Origin of the sequence: Dyella sp. GSA-30, from assembly GCF_027924605.1 — a bacterium.
Classification (GTDB): domain Bacteria; phylum Pseudomonadota; class Gammaproteobacteria; order Xanthomonadales; family Rhodanobacteraceae; genus GSA-30.
On record NZ_AP027042.1, the window covers coordinates 5168497 to 5195206 of the forward strand.

28 protein-coding genes are annotated in these 26710 nt (G+C 62.8%); 18 read left to right on the top strand and 10 right to left on the bottom strand.

The genetic code is table 11. The features are described from left to right. The first annotated feature begins 88 nt into the window (after positions 1-88). Positions 89-892 carry an inositol monophosphatase family protein gene (locus QMG46_RS22335; RefSeq protein WP_281850104.1) on the top strand — a complete coding sequence of 268 codons (804 nt, stop codon included), beginning with the start codon at positions 89-91 and terminating at the stop codon, positions 890-892. Between the two features lie 205 nt (positions 893-1097). Here QMG46_RS22335 and hda read toward each other — a convergent pair whose 3' ends face one another. The 3 genes from hda to QMG46_RS22350 form a co-directional block, all read right to left on the bottom strand. Beyond that, a complete protein-coding gene (gene hda / locus QMG46_RS22340; protein WP_281850105.1) occupies positions 1098-1796 on the bottom strand; it encodes a DnaA regulatory inactivator Hda in 699 nt (232 codons plus the stop codon). Further along, positions 1793-2974: an AI-2E family transporter gene (locus tag QMG46_RS22345; protein WP_281852951.1), complete on the bottom strand. Its 1182-nt coding sequence runs from the start codon at positions 2972-2974 to the stop codon at positions 1793-1795. The genes hda and QMG46_RS22345 overlap by 4 nt, the downstream gene beginning before the upstream one ends. 110 nt (positions 2975-3084) lie before the next feature. Further along, positions 3085-4080 (bottom strand): DUF8605 domain-containing protein, encoded by a 996-nt coding sequence (locus QMG46_RS22350; RefSeq protein WP_281850106.1) that lies wholly within the window; start codon positions 4078-4080, stop codon positions 3085-3087. 177 nt (positions 4081-4257) lie between these two features. Between QMG46_RS22350 and purM the strand changes: the two genes are divergently transcribed. From purM to QMG46_RS22365, 3 genes are all read left to right on the top strand, one after another. Next, positions 4258-5286, top strand: a complete 1029-nt coding sequence (gene purM, locus QMG46_RS22355; protein ID WP_281850107.1) for a phosphoribosylformylglycinamidine cyclo-ligase — start codon at positions 4258-4260, stop codon at positions 5284-5286. A gap of 56 nt (positions 5287-5342) precedes the next feature. After that, positions 5343-6008, top strand: a complete 666-nt coding sequence (gene purN, locus QMG46_RS22360; protein WP_281850108.1) for a phosphoribosylglycinamide formyltransferase — start codon at positions 5343-5345, stop codon at positions 6006-6008. A gap of 174 nt (positions 6009-6182) precedes the next feature. Further along, positions 6183-6890, top strand: a complete 708-nt coding sequence (locus QMG46_RS22365; protein WP_281850109.1) for a DUF3108 domain-containing protein — start codon at positions 6183-6185, stop codon at positions 6888-6890. A 79-nt stretch (positions 6891-6969) separates the two neighbouring features. On the opposite strand, the gene murA is transcribed toward QMG46_RS22365, so the two are convergent. Together murA and QMG46_RS22375 are read right to left on the bottom strand one after the other, a co-directional pair. Continuing rightward, entirely contained in the window at positions 6970-8229 is a 1260-nt protein-coding gene (gene murA, locus QMG46_RS22370) for a UDP-N-acetylglucosamine 1-carboxyvinyltransferase (RefSeq protein ID WP_281850110.1), read from the bottom strand. A 44-nt stretch (positions 8230-8273) separates the two neighbouring features. Then, the gene (locus QMG46_RS22375; protein ID WP_281850111.1) at positions 8274-8513 is read right to left on the bottom strand and encodes a BolA family protein; all 240 of its coding nucleotides are present in this window, start codon (positions 8511-8513) and stop codon (positions 8274-8276) included. Between the two features lie 227 nt (positions 8514-8740). Here QMG46_RS22375 and QMG46_RS22380 point away from each other — a divergent pair, with 227 nt between their 5' ends. From QMG46_RS22380 to ptsP, 12 genes are all read left to right on the top strand, one after another. Continuing rightward, positions 8741-9754 carry a KpsF/GutQ family sugar-phosphate isomerase gene (locus QMG46_RS22380; protein WP_281850112.1) on the top strand — a complete coding sequence of 338 codons (1014 nt, stop codon included), beginning with the start codon at positions 8741-8743 and terminating at the stop codon, positions 9752-9754. 164 nt (positions 9755-9918) lie between these two features. After that, complete coding sequence (locus QMG46_RS22385) at positions 9919-10464, top strand: KdsC family phosphatase (protein WP_281850113.1); 546 nt, start codon at positions 9919-9921, stop codon at positions 10462-10464. Beyond that, a complete protein-coding gene (gene lptC, locus QMG46_RS22390) occupies positions 10461-11123 on the top strand; it encodes an LPS export ABC transporter periplasmic protein LptC (protein ID WP_281850114.1) in 663 nt (220 codons plus the stop codon). The genes QMG46_RS22385 and lptC overlap by 4 nt, the downstream gene beginning before the upstream one ends. Before the next feature lie 13 nt (positions 11124-11136). After that, on the top strand, positions 11137-11652 hold the full coding sequence (gene lptA / locus QMG46_RS22395; protein ID WP_281850115.1) for a lipopolysaccharide transport periplasmic protein LptA: 516 nt from the start codon (positions 11137-11139) through the stop codon (positions 11650-11652). 3 nt (positions 11653-11655) lie between these two features. After that, positions 11656-12375, top strand: a complete 720-nt coding sequence (gene lptB, locus QMG46_RS22400; protein WP_281850116.1) for an LPS export ABC transporter ATP-binding protein — start codon at positions 11656-11658, stop codon at positions 12373-12375. A gap of 169 nt (positions 12376-12544) precedes the next feature. Then, positions 12545-14020, top strand: a complete 1476-nt coding sequence (locus tag QMG46_RS22405; protein WP_281850117.1) for an RNA polymerase factor sigma-54 — start codon at positions 12545-12547, stop codon at positions 14018-14020. Positions 14021-14167: 147 nt separating this feature from the next. After that, complete coding sequence (gene raiA, locus QMG46_RS22410; RefSeq protein WP_281850118.1) at positions 14168-14491, top strand: ribosome hibernation-promoting factor, HPF/YfiA family; 324 nt, start codon at positions 14168-14170, stop codon at positions 14489-14491. Positions 14492-14750: 259 nt separating this feature from the next. Continuing rightward, positions 14751-15653, top strand: coding sequence for an HPr(Ser) kinase/phosphatase (gene hprK / locus QMG46_RS22415; protein ID WP_281852952.1), 903 nt, complete (start codon positions 14751-14753; stop codon positions 15651-15653). 12 nt (positions 15654-15665) lie between these two features. After that, positions 15666-16568: an RNase adapter RapZ gene (gene rapZ, locus QMG46_RS22420; protein WP_281850119.1), complete on the top strand. Its 903-nt coding sequence runs from the start codon at positions 15666-15668 to the stop codon at positions 16566-16568. A gap of 49 nt (positions 16569-16617) precedes the next feature. Further along, positions 16618-17010 carry a PTS sugar transporter subunit IIA gene (locus tag QMG46_RS22425; protein WP_281850120.1) on the top strand — a complete coding sequence of 131 codons (393 nt, stop codon included), beginning with the start codon at positions 16618-16620 and terminating at the stop codon, positions 17008-17010. Further along, positions 17003-17272 (top strand): HPr family phosphocarrier protein, encoded by a 270-nt coding sequence (locus QMG46_RS22430; RefSeq protein ID WP_281850121.1) that lies wholly within the window; start codon positions 17003-17005, stop codon positions 17270-17272. Before QMG46_RS22425 ends, QMG46_RS22430 begins: the two co-directional genes overlap by 8 nt. 182 nt (positions 17273-17454) lie before the next feature. Continuing rightward, on the top strand, positions 17455-19236 hold the full coding sequence (gene ptsP, locus QMG46_RS22435) for a phosphoenolpyruvate--protein phosphotransferase (RefSeq protein WP_281850122.1): 1782 nt from the start codon (positions 17455-17457) through the stop codon (positions 19234-19236). Here ptsP and QMG46_RS22440 read toward each other — a convergent pair. Then, the gene (locus QMG46_RS22440) at positions 19217-19798 is read right to left on the bottom strand and encodes a TetR/AcrR family transcriptional regulator (protein ID WP_281850123.1); all 582 of its coding nucleotides are present in this window, start codon (positions 19796-19798) and stop codon (positions 19217-19219) included. The two genes, ptsP and QMG46_RS22440, sit on opposite strands and share 20 nt — an antisense overlap. An 85-nt stretch (positions 19799-19883) precedes the next feature. On the opposite strand from QMG46_RS22440, the gene QMG46_RS22445 reads away from it, so the two are divergent. Beyond that, positions 19884-20351, top strand: a complete 468-nt coding sequence (locus QMG46_RS22445) for a nuclear transport factor 2 family protein (protein WP_281850124.1) — start codon at positions 19884-19886, stop codon at positions 20349-20351. A gap of 174 nt (positions 20352-20525) precedes the next feature. On the opposite strand, the gene QMG46_RS22450 is transcribed toward QMG46_RS22445, so the two are convergent. Continuing rightward, a complete protein-coding gene (locus QMG46_RS22450; RefSeq protein ID WP_281850125.1) occupies positions 20526-21404 on the bottom strand; it encodes a LysR family transcriptional regulator in 879 nt (292 codons plus the stop codon). A gap of 88 nt (positions 21405-21492) precedes the next feature. On the opposite strand from QMG46_RS22450, the gene QMG46_RS22455 reads away from it, so the two are divergent. Continuing rightward, complete coding sequence (locus tag QMG46_RS22455; RefSeq protein WP_281850126.1) at positions 21493-22515, top strand: YeiH family protein; 1023 nt, start codon at positions 21493-21495, stop codon at positions 22513-22515. Positions 22516-22521: 6 nt separating this feature from the next. On the opposite strand, the gene tsaB is transcribed toward QMG46_RS22455, so the two are convergent. The 3 genes from tsaB to QMG46_RS22470 all read right to left on the bottom strand — a co-directional run bounded on the left by tsaB (position 22522) and on the right by QMG46_RS22470 (position 26611). Next, a complete protein-coding gene (tsaB, locus tag QMG46_RS22460) occupies positions 22522-23211 on the bottom strand; it encodes a tRNA (adenosine(37)-N6)-threonylcarbamoyltransferase complex dimerization subunit type 1 TsaB (RefSeq protein WP_281850127.1) in 690 nt (229 codons plus the stop codon). Continuing rightward, positions 23208-24560, bottom strand: a complete 1353-nt coding sequence (gene creD, locus QMG46_RS22465) for a cell envelope integrity protein CreD (RefSeq protein WP_281850128.1) — start codon at positions 24558-24560, stop codon at positions 23208-23210. The genes tsaB and creD overlap by 4 nt, the downstream gene beginning before the upstream one ends. A 101-nt stretch (positions 24561-24661) precedes the next feature. Continuing rightward, a complete protein-coding gene (locus tag QMG46_RS22470) occupies positions 24662-26611 on the bottom strand; it encodes a DNA repair helicase YoaA (protein WP_281850129.1) in 1950 nt (649 codons plus the stop codon). Positions 26612-26710: the final 99 nt, after the last annotated feature.

Sequence of the window (26710 nt, forward strand, 5' to 3'; positions counted from 1 at the left end):
GCGGCAAGGATAGCGGCCCTTACTCCTCGACGCATTGTCCTCTGCTAGAATCACCGGCCGTAACCCGCTCTTTTGAAAGCCCAAAGCCATGCCAAGACCCGCCGTTAACGTCGCGGTGCGCGCCGCACGCGCCGCTGGAAACGTGATCCTGCGCTATATGAACCGCATCGACGGCCTCAATGTCGTTGAAAAGCAGCGTATGGACTTCGCCTCCGAAGTCGATCGCATGGCCGAAGCCGAGATCATCAAAGAGCTGCGCCGCGCCTACCCCACCCACGCCATCCTCGCCGAAGAAAGCGGCTCGATCGGCAAGGGACCGCTGGTCTGGGTGATCGACCCGCTCGACGGCACGCATAACTACCTGCGCGGCATCCCGCATTTCTCCGTCTCGATCGCCCTGCTCGACCGTGGCGAGCCGGTCTATGGCGTGGTGTTCGATCCGCTGCGCGACGAGCTGTTTACCGCCAGCAAGGGCGATGGCGCCTACCTCAACGATCGCCGCCTGCGCGTAGGCAAGCGCGAGAACCTGGGCGGCGCAATGATCGCCACCGGCTTCCCCTTCCGCCAGCGCGAGCACCTGACCCCGCAACTGGATATCACCCGCGTCATGCTTGGCCAGGCCGAAGATATCCGCCGCTCCGGTTCGGCCGCGCTCGACCTGGCTTATGTCGCCGCCGCGCGCTATGACGGTTATTTCGAGATCGGCCTGAAGCCGTGGGACATGGCGGCCGGTGTGTTGCTGGTACGCGAAGCGGGCGGGCGCTATTGCGATTTCGCCGGTCGCGAGGGCATTCCGGAAAGCGGCAATATCGTCGCGGCCAACCTCAATGTGGCGCAGGCGATGCTCGATGCGATCGGCCAGCAGGCCACGCCAGCGTTGCTGAAGGCATAAGGCACTCCTTCCTGTAGGTAACCTCGATAGACCTCGGTTTTCATCGTCGCCCCGGCGAACGCCGGGGCCCAGCGTCTTTAACGCGTGAGGCGTAAGGCACTGGATGACCAGCTTCGCTGTTGTAAAGCGCTTCCGGCCTTCGCCGGGATGACGACTAGGAAAGGTCTTTTGAACTTCCCTAAAGTCGCACTCTAAGTCTCTTTAGTCAGCTTTGCTCTTGCTTCAACAACTCACGCAAGAACGGCACCGTCACCCGGCGCCGTGCCGCCAGCGACGCCTGATCCAGCCGATCGAGCAGATCGAGCAAGGCGCCCAGGTCGCGCACATAGCGCGCAAACAGCCAATCCAGCACGTTGTCGTCCAGCTCGATGCCGCGTGAAGCCGCCTGCGTCTTGAGCACGAGTCGCCGCTCCTGATCGTCGAGCGGCTTGAGCACGGCCTGCTGGCAAGCACCGAGGCGCGAGCGCAGATCGGGCAAGCTCAAACCCAGTTGTGTCGGCACGTTTTCGGCCGCAAACACCATCGCCAGTCCGTCCGCGCGCATGCGGTTGTAGACGTCGAACAAGGCATGCTCGGCTTCGCGATCGCCTGCGATGGCATCGAGATCATCCAGCGCGAGCAAGTCGCTGCCGGCCACGCCACGAATAGCGGCAGCACGGTCGCTCAATCGCGACAGCGGCAGGTATTGCACCGTGCGGCCCAGTTCATTGGCCGCCTGGCAGGCAGCCATCAATAGATGGCTTTTACCGCTGCCAGCCGGGCCGCTGACATAGAGCCATGCCGCACCCGGCTCGTGGGCCAGCGCTTCGAGCGAAGCGACCGCGGGAGCGTTTGCACCGGCATAAAAATGTTCAAATCGCTGGCGACGTGGCCAGCGCAAGGCAAGCGGCAACTGCGGAATCATGGCGAGGACTTGCCATCCTTGTTGTCGCCTTCCCTGATGACGGTGGTTTCGGTTTCGACGTCGCCAGTTTTTGTATCGACGGTGACATCGACTTCGGTAATGACCGGATCCTGCGCACCTTCGACCGTATACAACTCGCTCTGTCGATAACGCTCGCCGAGATAGCGCAGCAGCACCATGATCACCGACGCCGCTGGCAAGGCCAGCAGCACGCCGAGAAATCCAAACAGGTAACCACCGGCAAGCACCGCGAAAATGACCGCCACCGGATGCAGGCCGATTTTTTCGCCAACCAGGCGCGGCACCAGCACATAGCCTTCAAGCAGCTGACCGACCACGAACACGCCAACCACGATCAGCAGATGCGTCCAGTCGCCGTATTGCACCAGCACAGCGATCACCGCCGAACCGAAACCGACGATAAAACCCAGGTAGGGCACGAAGCTCAATAGACCGGCGACCATGCCGATCAATGGCCCCACCGACAAGCCGGCTATACCCAGCGCGCCGCCGTAAAAAATGCCCAGCGCCAGCATCACCAGCAACTGGCCGCGCACGAAGGCGCCCAACACCTTGTCCGATTCGCGCGCGAGATAGGCAATCGTCGGCTCGATCGAGCGCGGCAGCATCTGGTCGATCCAAGCCGTCAGGCGGTCCCAGTCGCGCAATAGATAGAACGCCACCACCGGGATCAGCACCAGATTGGTCAGCCACATCACCACGCCGATGCTGGAGCGGGATATCTTGCCCAGCACGGTGGAGGCGACACCGCCGATCGAATCCATGTGCTCCTTGATCGTCTGCACCAGACGCTGGGTATCGAAGACATCCGGATCAAGACGTAACCGGTGCTGTATCCATGGCAGTGCCGTATCGCGGATCCACTCCACATAGCGCGGCAGGTTCTGAACCAGGTTCTCGACCTGACGAGAAATCAGCGGTATCAACAGCAGCAAGGCACCGACGGCAAGCAGCGAGATCACGACAAAGACGATCGTGACGGCGAGCGTGCGGCCCAGACCGATGCGTTCGAGGCGGTCGGCAAGCGGATCGCCCAGATAGGCCAACATGCCCGCGACAGCGAACGGCATCAATACTGGCGCAAGCAACCACAGCAAATAGCAGATCACCGCCGCAATGGCCAAGATCTGCCAGCGGCGGGAAACGTCCTGATTCATCGGCGAGTGAGTCGACACACGGCGTCCTTACGCAAGAAAAACAACGTCGGACCGTTGCGGCGCGATCATGGCCTCCGCATCAACGATCCGCTGCAAATCATGACCAGCGATCAATGCAGCCAACGCAGGCTGGCATCGGCGCCATCGTGGGTTTCACCCTGTAACAGGCGCCCACCGGCAGCGAGGTTGGCCGACAAGGCATCCATCGGCAGGCCGGCCTTAACCGCGAACAGCATGCCGTCACCCTTTGCACTCAGCGTGGTCACCTGGCGCACCATCGGATCGGCACGCAAGGTGGAAAGCAAATTCGCATAGTCCATCGCCGTATTGAGCCCGGTGATCCACAGCTTGCCGTCGACGTTGGCGGTGCCGATCGTATTGAGCTGCTTGCCCAGACGATCGGCAAGATTGTTGCCCGCATCGGCCTGCATCGCATTTCCATCGGCCGCCTTGGTCGTCCAGCGCTGCTGCGGACCGCCCGACACCAGGTTCCAATCAGCTGTATTGCCATGAACCTGACCGACCAGCATGAGGCCGGTACGGTACTGCTTGGCCAACGCCATCACTTCTTCGGCATCGACACTGGACACGGTGGGCGTATCGCCGACTTTCTCCGGATCGGCCAGCACCGCGCCGTAGCCGCGGGTCGAGATGGTCTGGGTCAGCGTCGCCAGCGCGTCCTTGCCCAGCACCTTGTTGTCGTCGCCGCGTACCACCAGCAGGATCGGCGGCTTCACGCCGGCGCTGGCCACGCCCATCTGCGATACGGCGCGCTGCACCGCGGCCTGATCGAACGTCACCGACAAACTGAGACCGGTCGCCACGCCGGGGGCGCCGCGCTGATAGCGATACTGCTGCACCAGGCCCGGCGCGCCCTTGATGACGTCACCATAACCGGCGCGACTACGCAGATCTTGCCCACCAGCGACGCGCGTCAGTACCTGGCCCAGCCCCTCGCCAAACGCCTGGTCACGCACCGGTTCGGTGGTGTCCTTGACCGGCACGACCACCGTGTACGGCGACACCTGGGACTGGGCGTGGACCGCCGACAGCAGCATGAACAGGCTCAGCACGAAGCCGACGAGGAGCTGGCGAGGGAAGCGCATGGGGAGGGCTTGATCCAGTGGGAAACGTGGAGAGTCTGCCGAATCTGGGCGTGAGCGTCCAATGACGGCTGGAGAACAGGGAATGGGAAACAGGGAACGGAGGCGGCAAATTCGGCCGCCGGACATCCCCCTCTGCTAATATTGACCGTTTCCCAGCCACCCTCGCCGGAACCCGTCATGTCCGACGCCCTTACCTATCGCGCCGCCGGTGTCGATATCGATGCAGGCAATGCCGTCGTCGAGCGCATCAAACCTCTGGTCAAGCGCACCTTCCGCCCTGAAGTCATGGGCGGCCTGGGTGGTTTTGGCGGCCTGTTCGACCTGTCCGGTCGCTACAAGGAGCCGGTGCTGGTCTCCGGTACCGACGGCGTGGGCACCAAGCTCAAGCTGGCCCAGCAGTTGGGGCGCCATGACACGATCGGCATCGACCTGGTCGGCATGTGCGTCAACGATGTCCTGGTACAGGGCGCCGAGCCGCTGTTCTTCCTCGATTATTTCGCCACCGGCAAACTCGACGTAGACACCACCGTTGCAGTCGTCGGCGGCATCGCCAAGGGTTGCGAACTGGCCGGGTGCGCGCTGATCGGCGGCGAGACCGCTGAAATGCCGGACATGTATCCGCCGGGCGAGTACGACCTGGCCGGCTTTACCGTCGGCGCGGTCGAAAAATCCGAGATGCTCAGCGGTGAGGGCATCGTCGCGGGTGATGTCATTCTTGGCGTCGCCTCCAGCGGCCCGCATTCGAACGGCTATTCACTGGTGCGCAAGATCGTCGAACGCGCCGGCAGTCCGCTCGAGCTCGACCTTGGCGGCGTCAAGCTGGTCGATGCCTTGATGGCGCCGACCACGATCTACGTCAAGCCGATCCTGGAGCTGATGAAGTCCGTGCAGGTTCATGGCATGGCGCACATCACCGGCGGCGGCCTGAAGGAAAACATCATCCGCGTGGTGCCGGACGGGCTGGCGCTGAAGCTCGATGCGTCGGCGATCGTGTTGCCGCCGGTATTCGACTGGCTGATGCGCGAAGGCAATGTCGCTCGCGAAGAAATGTGGCGCACCTTCAATTGCGGCGTCGGCTTCACGGTGATTCTGCCGTCCAGCGCGGTTGCGGCAGCGGCCGATTTGCTTAAGAAGCACGGCCTCGTCACCGCGGTGATCGGTGAAGTTGTCGCCGCTTCGGGCGACGAACGCGTCCATATCGGCTGATTCGACCGCCTGTCATCCCGGCCACGGCCGGGGTCCAGCGCCTTCGACACCACAGCATGCCGACACCTTTGCGTATAGCCGTCCTTGCTTCGGGACGCGGCAGCAATCTGGCCGCGCTACTGGCCGCGCGCGAGCGTGGCGAGTTGGCGATCGAACCCGTCCTGGTCGCCAGCGACAAGCAAAGCGCCGGTGCGCTGCGTCTTGCCGAAGCGGCCAACATTCCGACGGTGGCGCTCAATCCACGCAGCTACGCTCAGCGCCGCGATTTCGATGCGGATCTTTTTACACGCGTCGCCGACAGCGGCGCGGAGTTGATCGTGCTTGCCGGCTTCATGCGCATCCTCGACGGCGACACGTTGCGTCCCTGGGTCGGGCGCATGATCAACATCCACCCTTCACTACTGCCCAAATACCGTGGCCTGCATACGCATCGACGTGCGCTGGAAGCGGGCGATACCGAGCACGGTGCCAGCGTGCATTACGTCACCGCCGAACTCGATGGCGGCCCGGTTATCGCGCAGGCGCGTGTTGCCATCACGCCACAGGACGATGAAGACAGCCTGGCGCAGCGGCTGCTGGCGCATGAGCATCGGCTGTTGCCTGCGGTGGTGGACTGGATTGCGCGGAGGCGCCTGGCTTTAGGCGAAGCCGACCGCGTCATGCTCGATGGCGTGGCGTTGTCTGCCCCTCTGAGGTTGCTTGACCGCCACCTGCAGGTGTAGGAGCGGCTTCAGAACGCTCCAAAAGACCCCTTCTTATCTCGTCATCCCGGCGCAAGCCGGGATGACGATAGGAAAAACTGAGGTTAGTGACATAAAGATCTCGCGGCGTTTTCGCAGAACGCTACGGCCATTCACATTGTCTGTTCAGGATCGCCGCGTAGACTCCTGAACCTTATGAAGACACCTAACCGCGTTCGTATTATCGCCGCCGGCATCCTGCTGGCGTTCACCACCACCGCCGCCATGGCGGCCACGCCCGCGCCGTTTACCGCCAGGTATCAGGTATTGCAGGGTGGCCAGGCCATCGGTGAGGCAACCATCTCCCTGAAGTCCGCCGGCGGTGGCAGCTGGGTCTACAGCAACGACGTGAAAAGCACCGGCGGCCTGGCCGCGGCGCTGGGTGCCAGCTCGAACGAGAGTTCGCGCTTCCGCATCAACCAGGGCGCACCGGAAACCCAGGTCTACGACTCGACCGTCAAGGCGCTCAAGACCAAGACGCGCCATGTCGAAGTCGACGCGAATCACCAGGTCAGCATTGATGAAGGCAAGGGCCCGTCGACCTACGCCGGCACCGCGGGCATGGTCGACCGCAACCTCGCCCCGCTCGCCGTGGGCTGGGCGCTACGCGACGGCAAACAGGCGGTCACGCTGCCAGTCGCCGTAAAGCGCAATGTCGAAAACCAGCAATTCAAGGTCACCGGCAAGGAAAGCGTGCAAGTCCCCGCCGGCACCTTCCAGGCCGAACGCGTCGAACGCACCGACGCCGATAAGGCTTTCAGCGCATGGTACGTCCCGCAGAAATATCCGGTGCCGGTAAAGCTCGCGCAGAGCGACGGCGGCGACCTGACCCTGCAGCTGATCAGCTACCAGGGCGGCAAATAACGGGTTGAGAGTGGGAAGGAGTGAGAGAACAGCAGTAACGTCACGGCGTACCGCACTCACTCCTCACCACTCATTCCGATCATGACGGCAAGCGGCGAATCTTCGCGCCCAACACGCCCAACTTCTCTTCGATGTTCTCGTAACCACGATCAATGTGATACACGCGGTCGACGGTGGTATCACCCTGCGCGACCAGACCGGCAAGCACCAGACACGCCGAAGCGCGCAGGTCGGTGGCCATGATCGGCGCACCGCTCATCTTTGCCACGCCCTGGATGATCGCGGTGTTACCTTCGAGGCGGATGTCCGCGCCCAGACGCTGCAGCTCATGCGCGTGCATGAAGCGGTTTTCGAACACGGTTTCGGTGATGACGCCAACGCCCTCGGCGATGCAGTTCAACGCGGTGAACTGCGCCTGCATATCGGTCGGGAATGCCGGGTAAGGCGCCGTGGTGATGTTCACCGCCTTCGGGCGACGGCCCTGCATGTCCAGCTCGATCCAGTCCGGACCGGTGGAGATGTGTGCGCCGGCGTCTTCAAGTTTGGACAACACGGATTCGAGCGTGCTGGCCCGCGCATTACGCGCACGGACCTTGCCGCCGGTCATCGCGGCACCGACCAGGAAAGTACCGGTTTCGATGCGGTCCGGCAGCACTTCGTATTCGGCGCCATGCAGGCGCTCCACGCCATGGATCACCATGGTCGAGGTGCCGGCGCCTTCGATCTGCGCGCCCATCGCGATCAGGCAGTTGGCCAGGTCGACGACTTCCGGTTCCTGCGCGGCGTTTTCGATGATGGTGGTGCCCTGGGCCAGGGCCGCGGCCATCATGATGTTCTCGGTACCGGTTACGGTGACCATGTCCATGGCAATGCGCGCGCCCTTCAGACGCTTGGCCTTGGCCTTGATGTAGCCGTTCTCGACGACCACCTCGGCGCCGAGCGCCTCCAGGCCGCGGATGTGTTGGTCGACTGGGCGCGAGCCGATCGCGCAGCCGCCCGGCAGCGAAACTTCGGCCTCGCCAAAGCGGGCGACCAGCGGCCCAAGCACCAGGATCGACGCACGCATGGTGCGCACCAGGTCGTACGGGGCGAAGTAACGGTCGGTCGAGCGCGGGTCGACCTGCATCTTCATGCGGTCGTCCAAGGTGAGCTGGGTGCCCATCTGGCCGAGCAGTTCGATGAAGGTGGTGACGTCGTGCAGGTGCGGCACGTTGCTGATCGCTACCGGCTCGTCGGCCAGCAGACAGGAAGCGAGGATCGGCAACACGGCGTTCTTGGCACCGGAAATGCCCACTTCGCCATGGAGCGGCTCACCACCGCTGATCAGAATCTTGGCCATCAAAAGTCCTTAAAGAGAATGTCTGGAGGGCGGTAGCGCGGTCGTCAGCGACGCGCGGCCACTTCCTCGGGCGTATAGGTTTTCAGCGCCAGGGCATGAATGGCCCCGCCCATCAGGTCGCCGAGGGTCGAATAGACCAGGCGGTGGCGGGCCAAAGGCAACTTGCCGGCGAACTGGCTGGCGACCACTTCGGCCTCGAAGTGCACGCCGTCGTCACCGCTGACATCGGCGCGCGCGCCGGGCAGGCCGGTTTCAATCATTGCCTGAATAGTGGCTGCGTCCATGGGGTTCCTGCTTGGAGCTGATGCGGCGACGCCTGCGATAGAAGTGCATACTTCCATCCAACGCGCCGTCATATAACGGTAAAATGCGAATATGCCATGGTAATGGAAATCTTCTGTCGCAGAAACGACAGCGGTGTCCGCTTCAGCCCGGCACAAAGGAGTGAGCCGAGCAGCCGATCCCCCGGTCGGCAAGCTTACGGACCGCCGATCCTAGCCCCCGAGGACGCATGAACGCCCATATCGCACGCCCCAGCCAGCCCGCCTTGATCGACGCAGACGCCATCATCCATAGCGCCCGCACCGTGATCGCCACCGAGGCGGACGCGATCCGGGCGCTCGAGCCGCGTATCGGCCAGGATTTCGTCGAAGCCTGCCGGCTGATCCTCGGTTGTGCCGGCCGCGTGGTGGTGATCGGCATGGGCAAATCCGGGCATATCGCCCGCAAGGTGGCCGCCACACTCGCCTCGACCGGCACGCCGGCGTTCTTCGTCCATCCGGGCGAGGCCAGCCATGGCGATCTGGGCATGATCCTGCCCCAGGACGTGGTGCTGGCATTGTCCGCCTCCGGCGAAACCGACGAAATCCTGTTCATCCTGCCGGTCATCAAGCGCCAGGGCATCCCCCTGATCGCCATGACCGGTAACGATCAATCGTCCCTGGCCAAGCAGGCCGACCTGCACCTGGACACCAGCATCTCGGTCGAGGCCTGCCCCCTCGGCCTGGCGCCCACCGCCAGCACCACCGCTGCCCTGGTGATGGGCGATGCGCTGGCCGTGGCCCTGCTCGAAGCCCGTGGCTTCACCTCTGAGGACTTTGCCCGTTCGCATCCGGCGGGCAGTCTGGGCCGGCGTCTGCTGCTGCATATCAGCGACATTATGCACACCGGCGACGGCATCCCGACCGTGGCGCCCGACGCCAGCCTGACCCAGGCGTTGGTGGAAATGACCCGCAAACATCTGGGCATGACCGCGGTGATCGATGCCGACCGCCGCCTGCTCGGCGTGTTTACCGACGGCGACCTGCGCCGCGCCCTGGACGACGACGACGTGGACCTGCGCGGCGCCAGCGTCGCCGAGGTGATGACCCGTGGCCCCAAGACCATCGGGGCCGACAAGCTGGCCATCGAAGCGGCTCAACTGATGGAAAAGCATCAGATTCACGCCCTGCTGGTGGTCGATGAGCAGCAAAAAGTGGTCGGCGCGCTTAACATTCATGATCTGCTCCGCGCCCGCGTGGTGTGATGGGGTGATATCTGGGGATGGGAAACGGCTTGTGGGGGCGCTAGATGTAGGCCACCGCGAGCCTCGTGCGTTAACAAGCTGCCGCAAGGCCTGAGCCTGGCGTCCCCACTACCCGTCTCCCATCTCCATCAAGTTGTCTTCGTCCCAGCCAGGCTATCGTGAACGTGTCTACCTATCTCGCTGACGTCCCCGCCGAAGTCCTCGCCCGCGCCGCCAAGATTCGCCTGGCCGTGTTCGACGTGGATGGCACGCTGACCGACGGCCGGCTCTGGTACGGCGAAGACGGCCATGAGGCGAAGATTTTCCACGTGCACGACGGTCTCGGCCTAAAATTGTTGCAAAACAACAGCGTACAGGTAGCGATTCTGTCCGCGCGGATCAGCCATCCGGTTGCCCTGCGCGCCGAAGAGCTCGATATCGCCCACGTCTACCAGGGCCAGAACGACAAGCGCGCCTGCCTGAATCAGCTGATCGATGCGCTGCAGCTGAGTCCGGATCAGGTCGCCTTTGTCGGCGACGACCTGCCCGACCTGCCTGCCATGGCCATCTCAGGCCTGGCGGTAGCAGTAGCCAACGCTCACCCATGGGTGGCCGAACGCGCCCACTGGCAAACCCGTCGAAGCGGCGGCCAGGGTGCGGCGCGCGAAGTGGCCGATCTGATTCTTCTCGCCCAGGGCCGCGTCGCCGCGGAACAGGAGCGCTGGCGATGAGATTGCCGGGGTTTCTGCGCGATCGCGGCACGCCAGCGCTGATCGTGCTGCTTGCGCTCGGCATCGCCGCCGCGCAAGGCGTGTATTGGTGGCTGGCGCCTTCACCCAAGGTGAGCGACTTCGTCGGCCCGCCGCGTTCGGGCTATGTGCTGACCAACTTCCGCTTGTGGTCCTACGACGAGGACGGCCAACCGAGCTTCGGCATGAATGCGCCGCACCTGGAGCGTCGCGAGGGCGACGAGTCGTTGTATATCAACGCGCCCAAGTACGACCTGCCCTCCAACCAGCCCGGCGTGCCGGACTGGTCGGGCGATTCGACCTATGCCTGGGTCGACAAGGCCGGCACCCTGCTGAAGCTGCAGGGCGCGGTCTATATGCACCGCCCGGCCTTTGCCGATACGCCGCCGGCTGATCTGCATACGTCCGAAGTGACCGCCTGGCCGAAAGAAAATCGTATGCAAACCGACGCCCCGGCACAGTTGACCCAGGGCGACAGTAGAATGAACGGCATCGGCATGCGTGCCAACCTCAACGACAATCATCTGGAGCTCCTCAATGACGTCCACGGCACATTCGTCCCGCGCCCGCGGAGTCGTCCGGTACAGCCTGCTGCTCCTGGGGCTGCTCGCGCTGCAACCGGCGCTGGCAAGAAAGGATGACCGCGACAAGCCGATGAACGTCGAGCACGCCAATTCGTTCGACGGCTTCAACGCGCCCAACAGCATCACCACCCTCACCGGGAACGTCGTGATCACTCAGGGCACGATGAAGGTCACCGGTAATCTGGCCAAGATCTATTTCGATGGCGACCAGAACGTCAGCCGTATGGTGATGACGGGTACGCCCGCGCACATCCAGCAGATCGACGATTCGGGCAACCTGATGACCGGTGACGCCACGCAGCTGGACTACGACAACATCAACGGCATTGCCGTGCTTACCGGCAATGCCGTGGTCAAGCAGCAGGGCCGTGGCGAAGCCCACGGCGACAAGCTCACCTACAACACCCAGACCAGCCAGATGAATGGCGAGAGCGGTGGCGACGGACGCGTGGCGATGACCTTCGTACCCAAGCCGCGTACCGACAAGGGCGCCAAGCCGGCGACGCCACCGGCCAAGCCTGCGAGCAGCGCGTCGGCACCGGCGCCCGCCCAATCCACGTCGACCAAGCCGCAGGGGCAACCGTAATCCATGCTTTCTGCTGAAGGTCTGCAAAAGAGTTTCCGTACCCGTCAGGTCGTGCGCGACTTTGCCTTCTCGATTCGCGAAGGCGAGGTCGTCGGTCTGCTCGGCCCGAACGGCGCTGGCAAAACCACCTGCTTCTACATGATCGTCGGCCTGATCGAGGCCGATGCGGGCTTGATCAAGCTCGACAAACAGGACATCACCGGCCTGCCGATGCATGCCCGCGCCAAGCTGGGTATCGGCTATCTGCCGCAGGAAGCCTCGGTGTTCCGGCGCCTGACGGTGTCAGACAACATCATGGCGGTACTGGAATTGCGCGAAGGTCTGGATCAGCGCCAGCGCAATACCGAGCTGGAAAGCCTGCTCGATGAGCTGAAGATCGCGCACATCGCCGAACAGAAAGGCATCAGCCTGTCGGGCGGCGAACGCCGACGCGTGGAAATCGCCCGCGCATTGGCCGCGCAGCCGCGTTACATGCTGCTCGACGAACCGTTCGCCGGCGTCGATCCGATTTCGGTAGGCGAAATCCAGCGCATCGTCCGTCATCTGAAAGAGCGCGGCATCGGCGTGCTCATCACCGATCATAACGTTCGCGAAACACTCGGGATCTGTGACCGAGCCTACATTCTCAACGATGGCGAAGTGCTATCGCGTGGCACACCGGCACACATCCTGGCCGACGAGAAGGTACGTGAAGTCTATCTGGGCCGCGAATTCCGGTTGTAATCCGAATACCTGCCCGTTTTGCAGGTGCTCGTCATGACACGACGTTTTAACGTAACCCTGATCCAAATCACATTCGACTGTACGCTCTAGCCTCCCCTGGCGACTAGGGCTATGGTCGCACCCGTTTATAGGGGTTAGGATGACCCCAGTTCATCTTTTCCCGGCTGGCATGAAAACCGGACTGCAGTTTCGCCTCAATCAGCAACTTACGCTCACGCCTCAACTTCAACAGGCTATCCGCCTGCTGCAGCTGTCGCAGTTGGAGCTGGAGGCCGAGCTGCGCCAGATTGCCGAGAGCAATCCGCTGCTCGAGTTCTCCGAAGAATCCACCGACAACGAAAACGCCGAAGACGGCAGCTTCGAAAGCGCGGTCGAAGTACCGGTGCCGTCCAGCACCAAGAGCAGCGACGATAGCGGCCCGGGCGACGACGCCGAAGCGCCAGACTGGAGCGACGGCCCCGGCGATCAACCGATCGACTTTTCCAGCAGCGGCAGCGCCAGTTCCAGCCGTAGCAACGGCAATGGCGACGAAGACGGCTTCGAGCCGCAAAACGCCGCGCCGGAAACGTTGCACGAACACCTGATGTGGCAGCTGAATCTGACGCACATGACGCCGCGTCAACGCACCATCGCAACGGTGCTGATCGATGCGGTCAACGCCGACGGTTACCTCAGCGAAGGCCTGGAAGCCGTCGCTGCCGCCATTCCAGCCGATTTGAAGGCGAGCCTCGACGAAGTCGACGGCGTGCGCCGCCTGCTGCAGCGTTTTGATCCGACCGGCGTGGCGAGCCTGGACTTGCGCGATTGCCTGCGGGTGCAGCTGGAACAGTTCGACCCCGACACGCCGCATATCGAACTGGCGCTGCGTATCGTCGACAACGAACTCGAATTGCTCGCTCGCAACGACGTCAGCAAGCTGGCGCGCCGTCTGCGCGCCGAGCCGGAAGAGGTTTCCGCCGCGTCCATGCTGATCCGCAGCCTGGATCCGCGCCCTGGCGCGTCGATGGACCCGACACCGGTGGAATACGTTGCGCCCGACGTGTACGCACGCAAGGACGGCGGCCGCTGGCGCGTAAGCCTCAATCCCGATTGCCAGCCGCGCCTGGGCCTCAACCAGCACTATTGCAACATGATCGCGCAGGCCCGCGGCGAAGACGCCAGCTGGATGCGCGGGCAACTGCAAGAAGCGCGCTGGCTGATCAAGAGCCTGGAGTCGCGCGCGGAAACCTTGCTCAAGGTCGCCGAAGCCATCGTGCGGCGGCAGAGCGCCTTTCTCGACTACGGCCCCGAAGCGATGCACCCCCTGGTGCTGCGCGAAGTCGCCGAAGAAGTCGGCATGCACGAATCGACGATTTCCCGCGTGACCACGCGCAAATACATTCATACGCCGCGCGGAACGTTCGAACTCAAGCACTTTTTTTCCAGTGGTGTTTCCACCGAAGACGGCGGCAGCGCATCGGCCACGGCCATTCAGGCGATGCTGCGCAAACTCGTCGACGCGGAAGACACACGCAAACCTTTATCGGACCAGGCGATCGCCGAAGAATTGCGCCGCAAGGGCATTCAAGTGGCGCGTCGCACGGTTGCCAAATATCGGGAGGCCATGCGCATACCAAGTTCGAGCGAGCGCCAACGCGCCAATTGATCGGTACGTGAGAAATAAATTCGCGCTTGCGGGAACTTGATCGCGCCAGGAATGTTCCCAGCTTATGACTGATGGTGTTTCCTCGACACCCGAGGATGCATCCAACCCAAGCCGCGAAACGCGGCCAGCATCATGAGGAGGCGCAACATGCAATTCCAACTCAGCGGTCAGCAGATCGAAGTCACCCCGGCCCTGCGCGAGCACGCTACCGCCAAGCTCGACCGCCTTACCCGCCTCGACGAAAAGATATTGAGCCTCAATATCGTTCTCTCGGTCAGCAAGCTGCAGCAGAAAGCCGAAGGCAATCTATCGGTCAATGGCAGCGTGCTCCACGCCGAGGCCGTCGAATCAGACATGTATGCCTCCATCGATGTCCTGTTCGACAAGCTCACCGCGCAATTGCGCAAACACCGCGACAAGATCTGCGACAAGCACCAGCGTGAAGTGCGCGCTGAGCGGCAGTACGGTTGATCTTCTGGGGGCCGGCTAGGCCAAGAGCCCCCTCACCCCGCCCCTCTCCCCCCGGCAAAGCCAGGGGAGAGGGAGCAAAACCCGGTCCTCTCCCAGCCCATGCCTTGCGCCCCGGTATCTTTCGGGGCGCGTCCTTGTGCTGCAGGGCACAAATGGATCCAAACTGGCACAATATCGCCAGGTGCCGCTCGCGCGGCCAAAGGGACTCCGCTTGGACCGCCTCACCGCTCGACAACTCTACGATGGCGTACACGAACGCATGGCCTTGCGCTGGGTGTCGGGCATGCGTGGGGAAGCGCGCGTGCTCGAACATGGCGTCACGATCAGCCGACGCCCGTCGCTGATCGGTTACCTGAACGTCATTTACCCCAACAAGATCCAGATCATCGGCACGGAAGAGCTCAACTTCCTCGATGGGCTGGATTCGCGCCAGCGCTGGGAAGTGATCAACAAGATCGCCGCTTACCAGCCGGTAGCGATTATCGTGACCAAGGATCAGGCGATCCCGTCCGATCTGCGTGAAGTGGCCGAAGAGACCAATACGCCCTTGTGGATCAGCTCCAAGCGCGGCCACGAGCTGCTGACCTGGATGCAGTACTACTTGGCGCGCATGCTGGCCCCGCGCATCACCTTGCACGGGGTTTTTCTCGAGGTCTTTTCGATCGGCGTGCTGATTACCGGCGAGTCCGGCTCGGGCAAGAGCGAACTGGCGCTGGAACTGATCAGCCGCGGCCATCGGCTGGTGGCCGACGATGCCACCGAATTCACGCTGATCGCGCCGGATGTCATCGACGGCACCTGCCCGGAACTGCTGCAGGATCTGCTCGAGGTCCGCGGCCTGGGCGTTCTCAACGTACGTGAGATGTTCGGTCACACCGCGGTGAAGCCCTCGAAGTATCTGCGCCTGGTCGTGCATCTCAAGCCACTGCGAGACGGCGAGGACACCGATGGCATGACCCGCCTGACCGGCGACGTCGGCCGCCGCGAGATCCTGGAAGTGCAGGTCCCGCTGATCACCATCCCTGTGGCACCGGGTCGCAACCTGGCGGTCCTTGTGGAAGCGGCTGTGCGCAGCCATGTATTGAAGAGCAAGGGCATCGATCCGGCACAGACCTTCATCGACCGCCAGGCGCACCAGATGCGCCGGTTGCCGCCCTGGTAACAGAGAACCTTCATGAGCGATTCCCCGCAACTGGTTCCTAGTATCGAACCTGACGAAACCCACCTGATCGTCCTGACCGGCATGTCCGGCGGTGGCAAGACCGTCGCCCTGCGCGCGCTGGAGGACCTGGGGTTCTATTGCGTCGACAACCTGCCCACCGCCTTGCTGCACGAACTGGTGCGCACGGTCATCAAGAACGACAAGAGTGGGCAGCGCCGACATATCGCTGTCGGCATCGATATCCGCAACCGTGGCGACGATTTCCGCCAGGTGCCGGAGGTGATGTCCGAGCTGGCATCGGCCGGCGTGCAGGTGCATCTGATCTTTATCGATTGCCGCGACGAGATCCTGATCAAGCGCTATTCGGAAACGCGCCGCAAGCACCCGCTTTCGGCGCGCGGGCTGTCGCTGGCCGATGCGATCGCCGAAGAACGCCGAATTCTGCGTCCGCTGTCTTCGCTGGCCGAAAAGGTCATCGATTCGAGCGAACTCAACGTGCATCAGCTGCGCCGCCTGATCGCCACCGGCTACGCCGAGGCGACCAAGGGCCTGACCCTGATGTTCGAATCGTTCGCCTATCGCCGTGGCCTGCCGCCGGACGCCGACTTTGTTTTCGACGCGCGCTGCCTGCCCAACCCGCACTGGGACGCGCGTCTGCGCCCCTATTCAGGCAAGGATGCACCAGTACGCGAATTTCTGGACCAGCAACCGCTGGTAGGTGAGTATTTCGCCGATACCAGCCGCTGGCTGGACAATTGGCTGCCGAGATTCGAGCAGGACGACCGCAGTTATGTGACTATCTCCATCGGATGCACCGGGGGACGCCACAGGTCGGTGTATCTGGCCGAGAAACTGGCCGCGCATTACCGCACGCAACGAGAAAACGTGCTGATCTTCCACCGCGAGCTTGAGTAGTAGTAACCATCATGCACGCCATTGAAAACCACCAGGGGACACTGCGGCCATGAGCGTCGGAGTGATGTTGATGACGCACGAGGCCGTAGGCCAGGCGTTGATCTCGGCGGCACACCACGTGCTGCCCAAGTTGCCGTTGAACATCCAGGCCGTGGAAGTTCCAGGCCAGGCCGATCCGGATGTCATGCGCACGCTCACCGAGCGGCATGCGCGCGAACTGGATCAAGGCGAAGGGGTGCTGGTTCTGGCCGACCTGTATGGCGCCACGCCGTGCAACATCGGTCTGTCGCTCAGCCCGCTGGGCGTTCGCTTGCGTTGCGTCTCCGGCCTTAATCTGCCGATGCTGCTGCGCGTACTCAATTACGCGGAAAAACCACTGGACGAGCTGGCGGAAATTGCCGCGAGTGGTGGCCGCGGAGGGATTTTCATCGATCATGCTTGAGAAAGACATCGTTATATCGAACAAGCTCGGCCTGCACGCACGCGCCTCGGCCAAACTGGTACAACTGGTGCAGGGTTTCAAATCCACCGTGTGGCTGGTCAGCAGAGGCCGTGAAGTCAACGCACAAAGCATCATGGGCGTGATGATGCTCGCCGCCGGCCTCGGTACACCACTGACGATCCGCGCCGACGGCCCGGACGAACAGAATGCATTGGAGGCGGTGGTCGCATTGTTCGATCGAAAGTTCGACGAAGGGGCGTAAGGGATGAAGCGGGGAACGGGAAGTGAAGGGTGGGGAACGGAACGGCCACGCTCGCCGGGGCTTGAATTCTTACGCTTCGTTCCAACTCTTTACGCCGTAGTTTGCATGCGAACCAATGCACGCTCGCGTAGTCTCACAGTTCCACGTCCCCTGTTCCTCGACCCCCGCTCCGAAGGAGCCCCATGAGGCATCTGTTGCCTGGCACGACCGCATCACGAGGCATGGCATTGGGTCGTGCGCGACTGGTACAGCCGAGCCGTTATCTGGTCGACACCCGCCCGCTGGGCGAAGATGAAGTCGACAGCGAAATCGAAAAGCTGCACCGAGCGCTCGACACGGCGCGTCTGGAGCTGCGCGAACTGCGCGGCAAACTGCACGGCGCACTGGCACGCGAAGTCAGCGAGTTTATCGACGCACATACCTTGCTGCTGGACGACCCCGAGTTGCTGCGCGGGCTCGACGACCTCGTGCGCATCGGCCATTACCGTCCCGGCGCGGCACTGAAGAAACAACGCGATCGCCTCGCCGCCATCTTCGAGGCGATGGACGATCCTTACCTGCGCAGCCGCAAGGAAGACATCGACCAGGTCATCAACCGCGTGATCTCGGCGCTGCAGCGCCAGACCAGCGTGGAAGAGCGCAAGATCGCCGCGCGCGTGGGCGAAATCCTGATTGCCGACTCGATCGCGCCGGCCGACATGGCGCACCTGGCCGGAAACGGCCTGCTGGGTGTCGTCGCCAGCTCGGGCAGCCCGTATTCGCATAGCGCGATTCTCGCGCGCAGCCTCGACCTGCCCATGCTCGTCGGCGTGCGCGACGCGCTTTCGACCATTCACGATGACGACCTGATCCTGCTCGACAGCGAGCGGGGCGAAGCGGTCGTGCATCCGACCGCGCAGGATCTCTCACGCTACCGTGCGTGGCAGCGCGAAGCCGCGCAAGAAGGTCGTCGTCTTGCCACACTGGCGAACGCGCCCACGCGCACCCGCGACGGCGTGGATATCCGGCTGTACGCCAACGCTGAAATGGCGCCCGACATCGCCTCCGCGCGTGCACGCGGCGCCGATGGCGTGGGGCTTTATCGCACCGAATTCCTGTTCTTGCGTCACAAGGGCCTGCCCTCCGAAGACGAACAGTTCATCGCCTATCGCGATCTCGTGCTCGGCATGGGCGGCCTGCCGGTCACCATTCGCACACTCGATCTGGGTGCCGACAAAGCCGATGCGGCCGGACTGGCGATCCGTGGCGAAGAAAATCCCGCGCTCGGCGTGCGCGGTGTGCGCCTGTCGCTACGCTATCCCGCTGTGTTCACCACGCAGATTCGCGCGATCCTGCGTGCGGCGTGCTATGGCCCGGTCCGCGTGCTGGTGCCCATGGTGACCCAACCGGATGAGTTGATCGCCGTACGCACACTGTTCAAGCTCGCCCGTCAGGAACTGAAGCGCGAGAACGTCGACCTGCCGGAGAAGCTCTCGCTCGGCGCCATGATCGAAGTGCCCGCTGCGGCCATCAACGTGCGCGAGCTGCTCGAACATGCCGACTTTCTTGCGATCGGCACCAACGACCTGGCGCAGTACGTGCTCGCTGCCGACCGTGGCAACGACGCGCTGGAAAATATCTATAACCCGCTGCAACCTGCCTTGCTGCGCCTGATCTCGCACGTGCTCACCGCCGGCCGGCGTGCCAGGAAGCCAGTCAGCCTGTGTGGCGAAATCGGCGGCGATGTGAACTTCACGGCGATGCTGCTGGCGTTGGGCTTGTGCGAATTCAGCATGCATCCGGGCCAGTTGCTGCTGGTACGCGATCGCATCGCATCGCTGGATTTCCATATGCTGCGCAAGCATGCACCGAAGCTGATACGCGCGCGTTCGCATGAAGAAGTGGCCGAGATGCTCGGCAAGATCATGCTTGCCTCGCAAGCGGTGTGCAGCGAATCGATCAGCGTCAACGCGCCGGTGCTGTGACCGGCGTAAATGCAGCCAATAGCTTCTTCAGCGCCTTGAGCGCCGCTTTGGGTGTTTCGTCGTACTGAGCACGAATGATCGCGCCGTCGATCGCCACGGCGATCGCGACGGCGTCACCCGCGCGGCGTGAGGCAGTCGGCAGATACCGGGCTATCGCATCGACCATCGACTGCTTGTGCCCTCGTGAGACCTCCAGCACATCGGGCAGGCTGCCGCCCAGCTCCACCACGCTGTTGATGAAAGCGCAGCCGCGAAACGTCTTGGACTCGAACCATTCCTGCATGGCGGCGATGACCGCGGCTGCCATCTTGCCCTCGCCCGCTCCGTATCTGGCCAAGGCGTCGACAAACCAATTCATCCAGCGCTCGTGACGATAGTCGAGAAACGCGCGAACCAGATCGTTCTTGCTGGGAAAGTGACGATAGAAAGTCACTTTCGTCACGTCCGATTCGGCAATCACCCGATCGATACCGGTCGCGCGTACACCTTCGCTGTAGAACAGGTCGTGGGCGGTCGTGAGGATGCGCTCGCGGGCGGCGGAAACTGGGGTCTGGGTTGCCATGTCCTGGATAGTAGACAGATCTGTCTACATTAGCTAGCCTTGCCATGTAGACAAATCTGTCTACCTACCTTTATGGATTCCCGCCATGACCACCAAGCCACCTGTGCCGCCATTCACCGAAGAAACCGCCAAACAGAAAGTGCGACTTGCCGAAGACGCCTGGAACAGCCGAGATCCCGAGCGGGTGTCCTTGGTCTATACGACCGATACGCATTGGCGCAACCGCGCTGAATTCGTCGATGGGCGCGAGGCGGTGCGTGCGTTTCTCGAGCGCAAATGGAATAAGGAACTGGACTATCGGTTGATCAAGGAGCTGTGGGCCTTTGCCGGCAACCGGATTGCAGTGCGATTTGCCTATGAGTGGCATGACGATTCAGGGCAGTGGTATCGCAGCTACGGCAACGAGAACTGGGAGTTCGATGCGGATGGGCTGATGAAGTTTCGCCATGCGAGCATCAATGATCAGCCGATCAAGGCTGAGGAGCGGAAGTTTCATTGGGCGCAGGGGCGGCGGCCGGATGAGCATGTGGGGTTGAGTGAATTGGGGTTCTAGAGCCCCCCCTCACCCAACCCTCTCCCCCGGCAAAGCCAGGGGAGAGGGGGTAAAAGCGCGTAGCGTTGACAGCTTGCCTCTGTGTGCTCCCTCTCCCCTGGCTTTGCCGGGGGAGAGGGCTGGGGTGAGGGGGCCAGGTGCTCGCGAAATACTTTCCTGCACCGCTCTAAAACCTCACCGATCAACCGACGCCAGAAACGCCTCCAGCAGCGCCCCGCGATACTTCCCCTTATGCAACAACAACGACAGTTTCCGGTGCAGGTCCAGGAACGGCGTCTTCAACACTTTCAACCGGCCAGCCGCTACCGCATCGACCACTGCAACCTGCGGCAGGCACGCGATGCCCAAACCCGCAACGACGCTTTGCTTGATCGCTTCGGTCTGATCGAGCTCCAACACCGTTTCGCCCGGCGGCAACTGCGCCAGTGCGCGTTCGCTGGTGACACGGGTTGCCGAGCCGGGTTCGCGCAATACCCAGCGCGCACCGGCAAAGTCGGCGGGTAGCAAGCGGCGTTTGCGGGCAAGTGGATGGTCAGGTGGCGCACAGACGACAAGATCGTCGTCGCGCCATGGGCGCAGTTCCAATGATGGGTGTGCCACCGGACCCTCGACACAGCCGATATCCAGCGCGTGCTCCAGCAATGCATGCGCGATCGCATCGGTGTTGGCTACTCGCAGGCGCACTGCAACCTGCGGATGCTTGCGCACAAAATCGCCCAACAACTCGCCGACGCGGTAATTGCCCACCGTATTGCTCGCGCCAATACGTAATTCGCCGCCCAACGTGGCTTCATGACCACTACGCCGACCGAATTCAGCATGACGCTCCAGCAGTTCCTGCGCCAAGGGCAGCAGTTCCCGTCCACGCGCATTGAGATGCAAACGCCCTCGCTCACGGGCAAACACGGGAGATCCGAGCAGACGCTCCAGCTCGGCCAGCGCCATGCTCGCTGCGGGTTGGGTGAGATGCAGCGCATCGGCGGCGGCGCGCAGGCTGCCGTGCAAGGCGGTCTGTACAAAGACTTCGAGCTGGCGCGGGCTGATATGAAGCATAAGCTTATCTTATGATATCTATCAGTAATTCCAAGTTTTCTTGATAAGTGGCGCGCAGGACAATGGCAGCGTCTCCAAGGAATCTCCGATGTCAGCCCCCGCAGCGTCCCTTCCCCTTCCCAATCTCGGCCAGCGTATGCCGGGACTCGTTCTCGCCATCGTTGTCGCCCTCATCGCCCTGGGACTAGGCCGCCTGATGCCGTTGGTCGGCGGCCCGGTGTTCGGAATCGTGCTGGGTATCCTCATCCGCAATCTGGTCGCGCCCGGAGCGCAATTCACGCCAGGCATCCAGTTCGCCGGCAAGCAGATCCTGCAGTGGTCGATCATTGCGCTCGGCTTCGGCCTGAGCCTTAACCAGGTGGCCAAGACCGGGCTGGAATCGCTGTCGGTGACCCTGGTGACGATGACCGTGGCCTTTCTCGCCGCCTGGGGTCTGGGTCGCGCGCTTAAGGTGCACGACAAGCTGAAGATTCTTATCGGTGTGGGCACGGCCATTTGTGGCGGCTCGGCGATTGCTGCGGTGACGCCGATCATCAAGCCGGACGAGCACGACACCGCCTTCGCGATCTCGACGATTTTCCTGTTCAACCTGGTCGCCGTGCTGCTGTTTCCCCTGCTCGGCCACCTGCTGCACCTGTCCGACCTGGGCTTTGGCCTGTGGGCAGGTACCGCGATCAACGATACCTCGTCGGTCGTCGCCGCCGGTTACAGCTTCAGCAAGGAAGCGGGTGACTACGCCACGATCGTCAAGCTGACGCGCGCCACGTTGATCATCCCGGTATGCCTGGCGCTGGCTTTTGCGGTGGCCTGGCGCGAAAAGAAAAAGGGCAGCACCGACTTCAGCCTTCGCCGCATCTTTCCCTGGTTCATCCTGTGGTTCCTGGTCGCCTCGGCGATCCGCACGGCTGGCCTGGTGCCCGCGACGATCCTGCCGGCGATTCACGTACTGGCCGAGTTCCTGATCATCGTCGCGCTGACCGCAATCGGCTTGTCGGCGAACCTGCGCAAGATGGCATCGACCGGACTGCGTCCGATCCTGCTCGGCCTGGGTGTGTGGGCTGCCGTATCGATCAGCAGCCTGCTGGTACAGCTGGCCATCGGCCAGCTGTAAAGGGTTTTAAGCGCGGCCCTGTTCGACCAGGGTCAGCGCTACCTTGTCGCGCAGATAGACCGGCAAAGCGAGCTCAGGCGCATGCGCATGGCCGGCCTGAAACTCGCGTACGGCAAGCTCCGCCACGTGACGCGCCTGCGGATAACGCGCACCATCGGCCCACACGGGCGCCGAAGGTAAGCGCTCGCGCAATACGGCCTCATACGTTGCCCAACCGCTTCCCACGACCTGCCACTGTGCCGCTTCAGGCAGGCTGAGCGTATCGGCGGTGCCGACACGCTCCGTATCGAGCGATACCAGGCCACCTTGCCCATCATTGCGATAGCAGGCCGCATAGATCTCGCCCATGCGGGCGTCGATCACCGCGAGAATAGCGGCATCGTCATGCTCGGCCTCCAGCGCCAGGGCCGCCAGCGAGGACACTGTAATCACCGGGCAGTCCAGCGCCAGCGCCATGCCCTGCGCCAGCGATACGCCCAGGCGTACGCCGGTAAACGCACCCGGACCACGACCGACCGCTATCGCGTCGAGCGCATGACGCCCCAGGCCGGCTTCGGCCAGCAGGGCGTCGGCCATCGGCAACACCAGCTCGGCGTGTCGGCGCGGTGCCAGCTCGCTGCGCGCGATGATTTGATCCCCGTGCACTAGGGCGACGGAACAGGCTTCGGTGGCGGTTTCGATGGCAAGCAGGTTCATAGCGTTTCCATGGTAGCCGGATCGGGGCGTGCGGCGGAAATCGGCGCGTAGGCATACCAGTCGATGCGACGGGTCAAATACATCATCAAAGCGACCGCAGCCAGCAGGGCGAAGGCACCGACCAACAGGGCGTATTGCTCGGCGGCAATCAGCCCATAGAGCAAGGTATAAACCAGCGCCAACGCGCCGCCGAGCAACAGGCCGGCACGCCGCGCACGTAGCACCGCGGCAGCATAGCCGCCAACAATGACAACCACGGCTACAGCGGCCAAGGCGTAAGCCAGCGCAAATCCAATCTGCTCGGACAGCGCCAGCAGCACCACATAGAAGGTCGCCAGCGCCGCACCGATCAACAAGTATTGCACCGGGTGCACGCGTAGTCGCTTCAGCACTTCGAACAGAAAGAACACCACGAAGGTCATGCCGATAAACAGCAGACCATATTTCACCGCGCGCTCATTGCGTTGATAGATATCCACCGGTTGATACAGCTGCACACCGAACGCCGAGGCACTCATGGCCTGCCCCACGCCGACGTCGCTGTATTCCCAATGCTGACCGTAACTGCGATTGAGATCGGAAGCGTGCCAATGCGCGCTGAAGTTCTTTGCCGACACCTCACGCTCCACCGGCAAGGCGGCGCCGATAAAACTCGGGTCGCCCCACGGGGCATGTATCGTCAGGTCGCTATTGCGCCCCAACGGAAGCACCTGCAACGACTCGGTACCTGCCAATTGAAGCTGCAACTCGAATTCGATCGGCTGATCGCCCAGCGCATCGAGATCGATCGGCACGACCACGCTGGACAGTTCGCTCATGCGCTCGGCCGATGAAGCAAAGCGTGCGGGCTTGCCGTTGATGCGCAGATCGCTGGCGTCACGCAATCCACGCAGATCGCTCAGGAGCAGCCGTACTTCCGCCTTGCCAGGCTGCCACTGCGACGCACTGGCCTGGCGCGCCTTGAGCAGATCCTCCGGCAAGAAGCGTCCACTGATATGCACGGACGACAGGTAGACCGGCGCGGCATAGATGCCATAGCTGCGCGTCTGTACTTGCATCGTCACATCGGTTTTCAATGTGTCGGGCAGCACCGCGTCCGTGGTGGCGATCATGCGCGTCGTTTGGTTGTCCGCCAGCAACGCCGTGCGTTGCCCTGGTACCGCCAGCAACAAACCGCCAAGCACCTGGCGGCCACCCCATCCCTGGGCAATCTGGGTGACTGCCGTTTCACGCAGTGCTTGTCGCTCGGTCACCAGAGTCTGCACCTGGCCAAGCGGAATCAGCATCAACAATGCCAACAACCCGACTCCCAGGACCTTGGCAGTAACGGTATGAAACCAGCTTTTCACGATGCGACCCCATTCCTTGTTGGAAACGATCGCATCACATCACGCCCATCCGTCGCCAGCCGGGCCTGCCCTGGCAGCGCGCGGCGCGACAAGGGGCAAAGTTATGGCGCTGCGTCCCCGTCGAGCAGGGGCGCGGGAGTGCGGGCAAAAAACGCCTGCACGTCGGCAATCTCGCGCGTACGCGGCATGGGCGGCAGGCTGGCCAGAAAAAGCTTGCCGTAGCCTTTGCCGGTAAGGCGCGGATCGCACAGCACCAGCACGCCGCGATCGCGCACATCGCGAATCAGACGCCCGGCACCCTGCTTGAGCGCGATGACCGCGCTGGGCACCTGCCAGCCCATAAAGGGATTGATACCCGATTGCTCGAGTGCTTCCAGACGCGCCTGCAATACAGGATCGTCAGGTGCCGCAAACGGCAGCTTGTCGATGACGACGACCGAGAGCGCCTCACCCTGCACGTCGACGCCTTCCCAAAAACTCGCCGCACCGAGCAACACGCCATGACCGCTGGCGCGAAACTCTTCCAGCAGGCGGTGGCGCGGTGCATCGCCCTGGACGAACAACGGCCACGGTACGCGTTCGCGCAACAAATCTGCCGCGCGCCGCAGGGCACGATGCGAGGTGAACAGCAGGAACGCGCGGCCGTTCGATGCTTCCAGCACCGGCATGACCGCATCGATGACGCGTTCGGTGTAATCGCGCGCGGCCGGGTCGGGCAAGCCCGGCGGGAGATAGCACAGCGCCTGCTCGCGATAATCGAACGGACTTTCCAGACTCAACGTCTGTGGATCGTCCAGGCCGAGCTGGCGCGCGAAATGTCCAAAGTCACCAGCGACCGAAAGCGTGGCCGAAGTATGGATCCATGCCGCCTGGGTACGCTCACGCAAACCGCGCAGCGGTGCGGCAAGATCCAGCGGCGTGGCATGCAGCGCAAAGCCGCGCGGGAACTGCTCGTACCAGCGCACGTCCTGTTCGCCATCGCCTTCGGCGATACGGTCGAAACGCTCGCTTAGCGTAGAGGCACGCTCGTAGACGTTGGCAAAGCCGCGCGAGCGTTCGGCCTGGGACGCCAGCACGTCGGCCAGCGCGGCGATCAACTCGCGCACGTCGCGCATCGCCTCACGCACATTGGCGTAGCTTTCGAGCAGATGGAACGGACCACGCTGTGGCAATGGGTCCAGGGTCAGGCGTAATCTGCGCACCGCATCCTGCACCGCTTCGACTGGCTCGAGCACGGCACCGATCGCGCCGGTGATGCCGTTGCATTCGTTCAAGCTGTCCTGCGCCAGCTCGGTCAACTGGCGCGCACTGATGCTCTGCGAAAAGAACTGTCCGGCCAGCTCGGGAATCTGGTGTGCTTCATCCAGAATAAAAGCCTGCGCGCCAGGCAGGATTTCGCCGAAGCCTTCCTGCTTCAAGGCAAGATCGGCGAACAGCAGATGATGATTGACCACCACGATGTCCGCTTCCTGTGCATCCCTGCGTGCCTTGATCACGTGACAGTCATCGTAGAACGGACACTCCACGCCCAGGCAGTTTTCCGGTGTGGACGTTACGCGCGGCCATAGCGACGATTCCTCGGGAACTTCGGCCAACTCCATCCGATCACCGCGCCGCGTGCGTGCGGACCAGGCACGTATCGATGCGAGCTGCGATGCCTGCGTGCGATCGAAGGTGGCACCTTCGCGCACCGTCTGATCCAGCCGATACAGGCACAGATAGTTGGAACGCCCCTTGAGCAAGGCAGTTTTCAGATGAGTCCCCAGCACCGAATGCACGCGCGGCAGATCGCGAAAATACAGCTGGTCCTGCAACGCCTTGGTGCCGGTCGATACGATCACGCGATCTCCCGACAGCAAGGCTGGCACGAGATACGCATAGGTCTTGCCAGTCCCGGTGCCCGCCTCGGCGATCAGGATGTCGCGCTCGGCGATGGCGTGCTGCACCGCCCGCGCCATCACCTGCTGCGCTTCGCGCGGCAGGAAGTTCGGCAAGTCGCGGGCGAAGGGGCCGTCCGCACCGAGTAGTGCGGAGATATCCGGGTCGGTCATCGGGCTAGTATCGCCGATTTGGGGGTGGCCGCTAATGCAGCAACTTCAAGGAACCTTGAAGAACCTCAGTTTTCATCGTCATCCCGGCGTAGGCTGGAA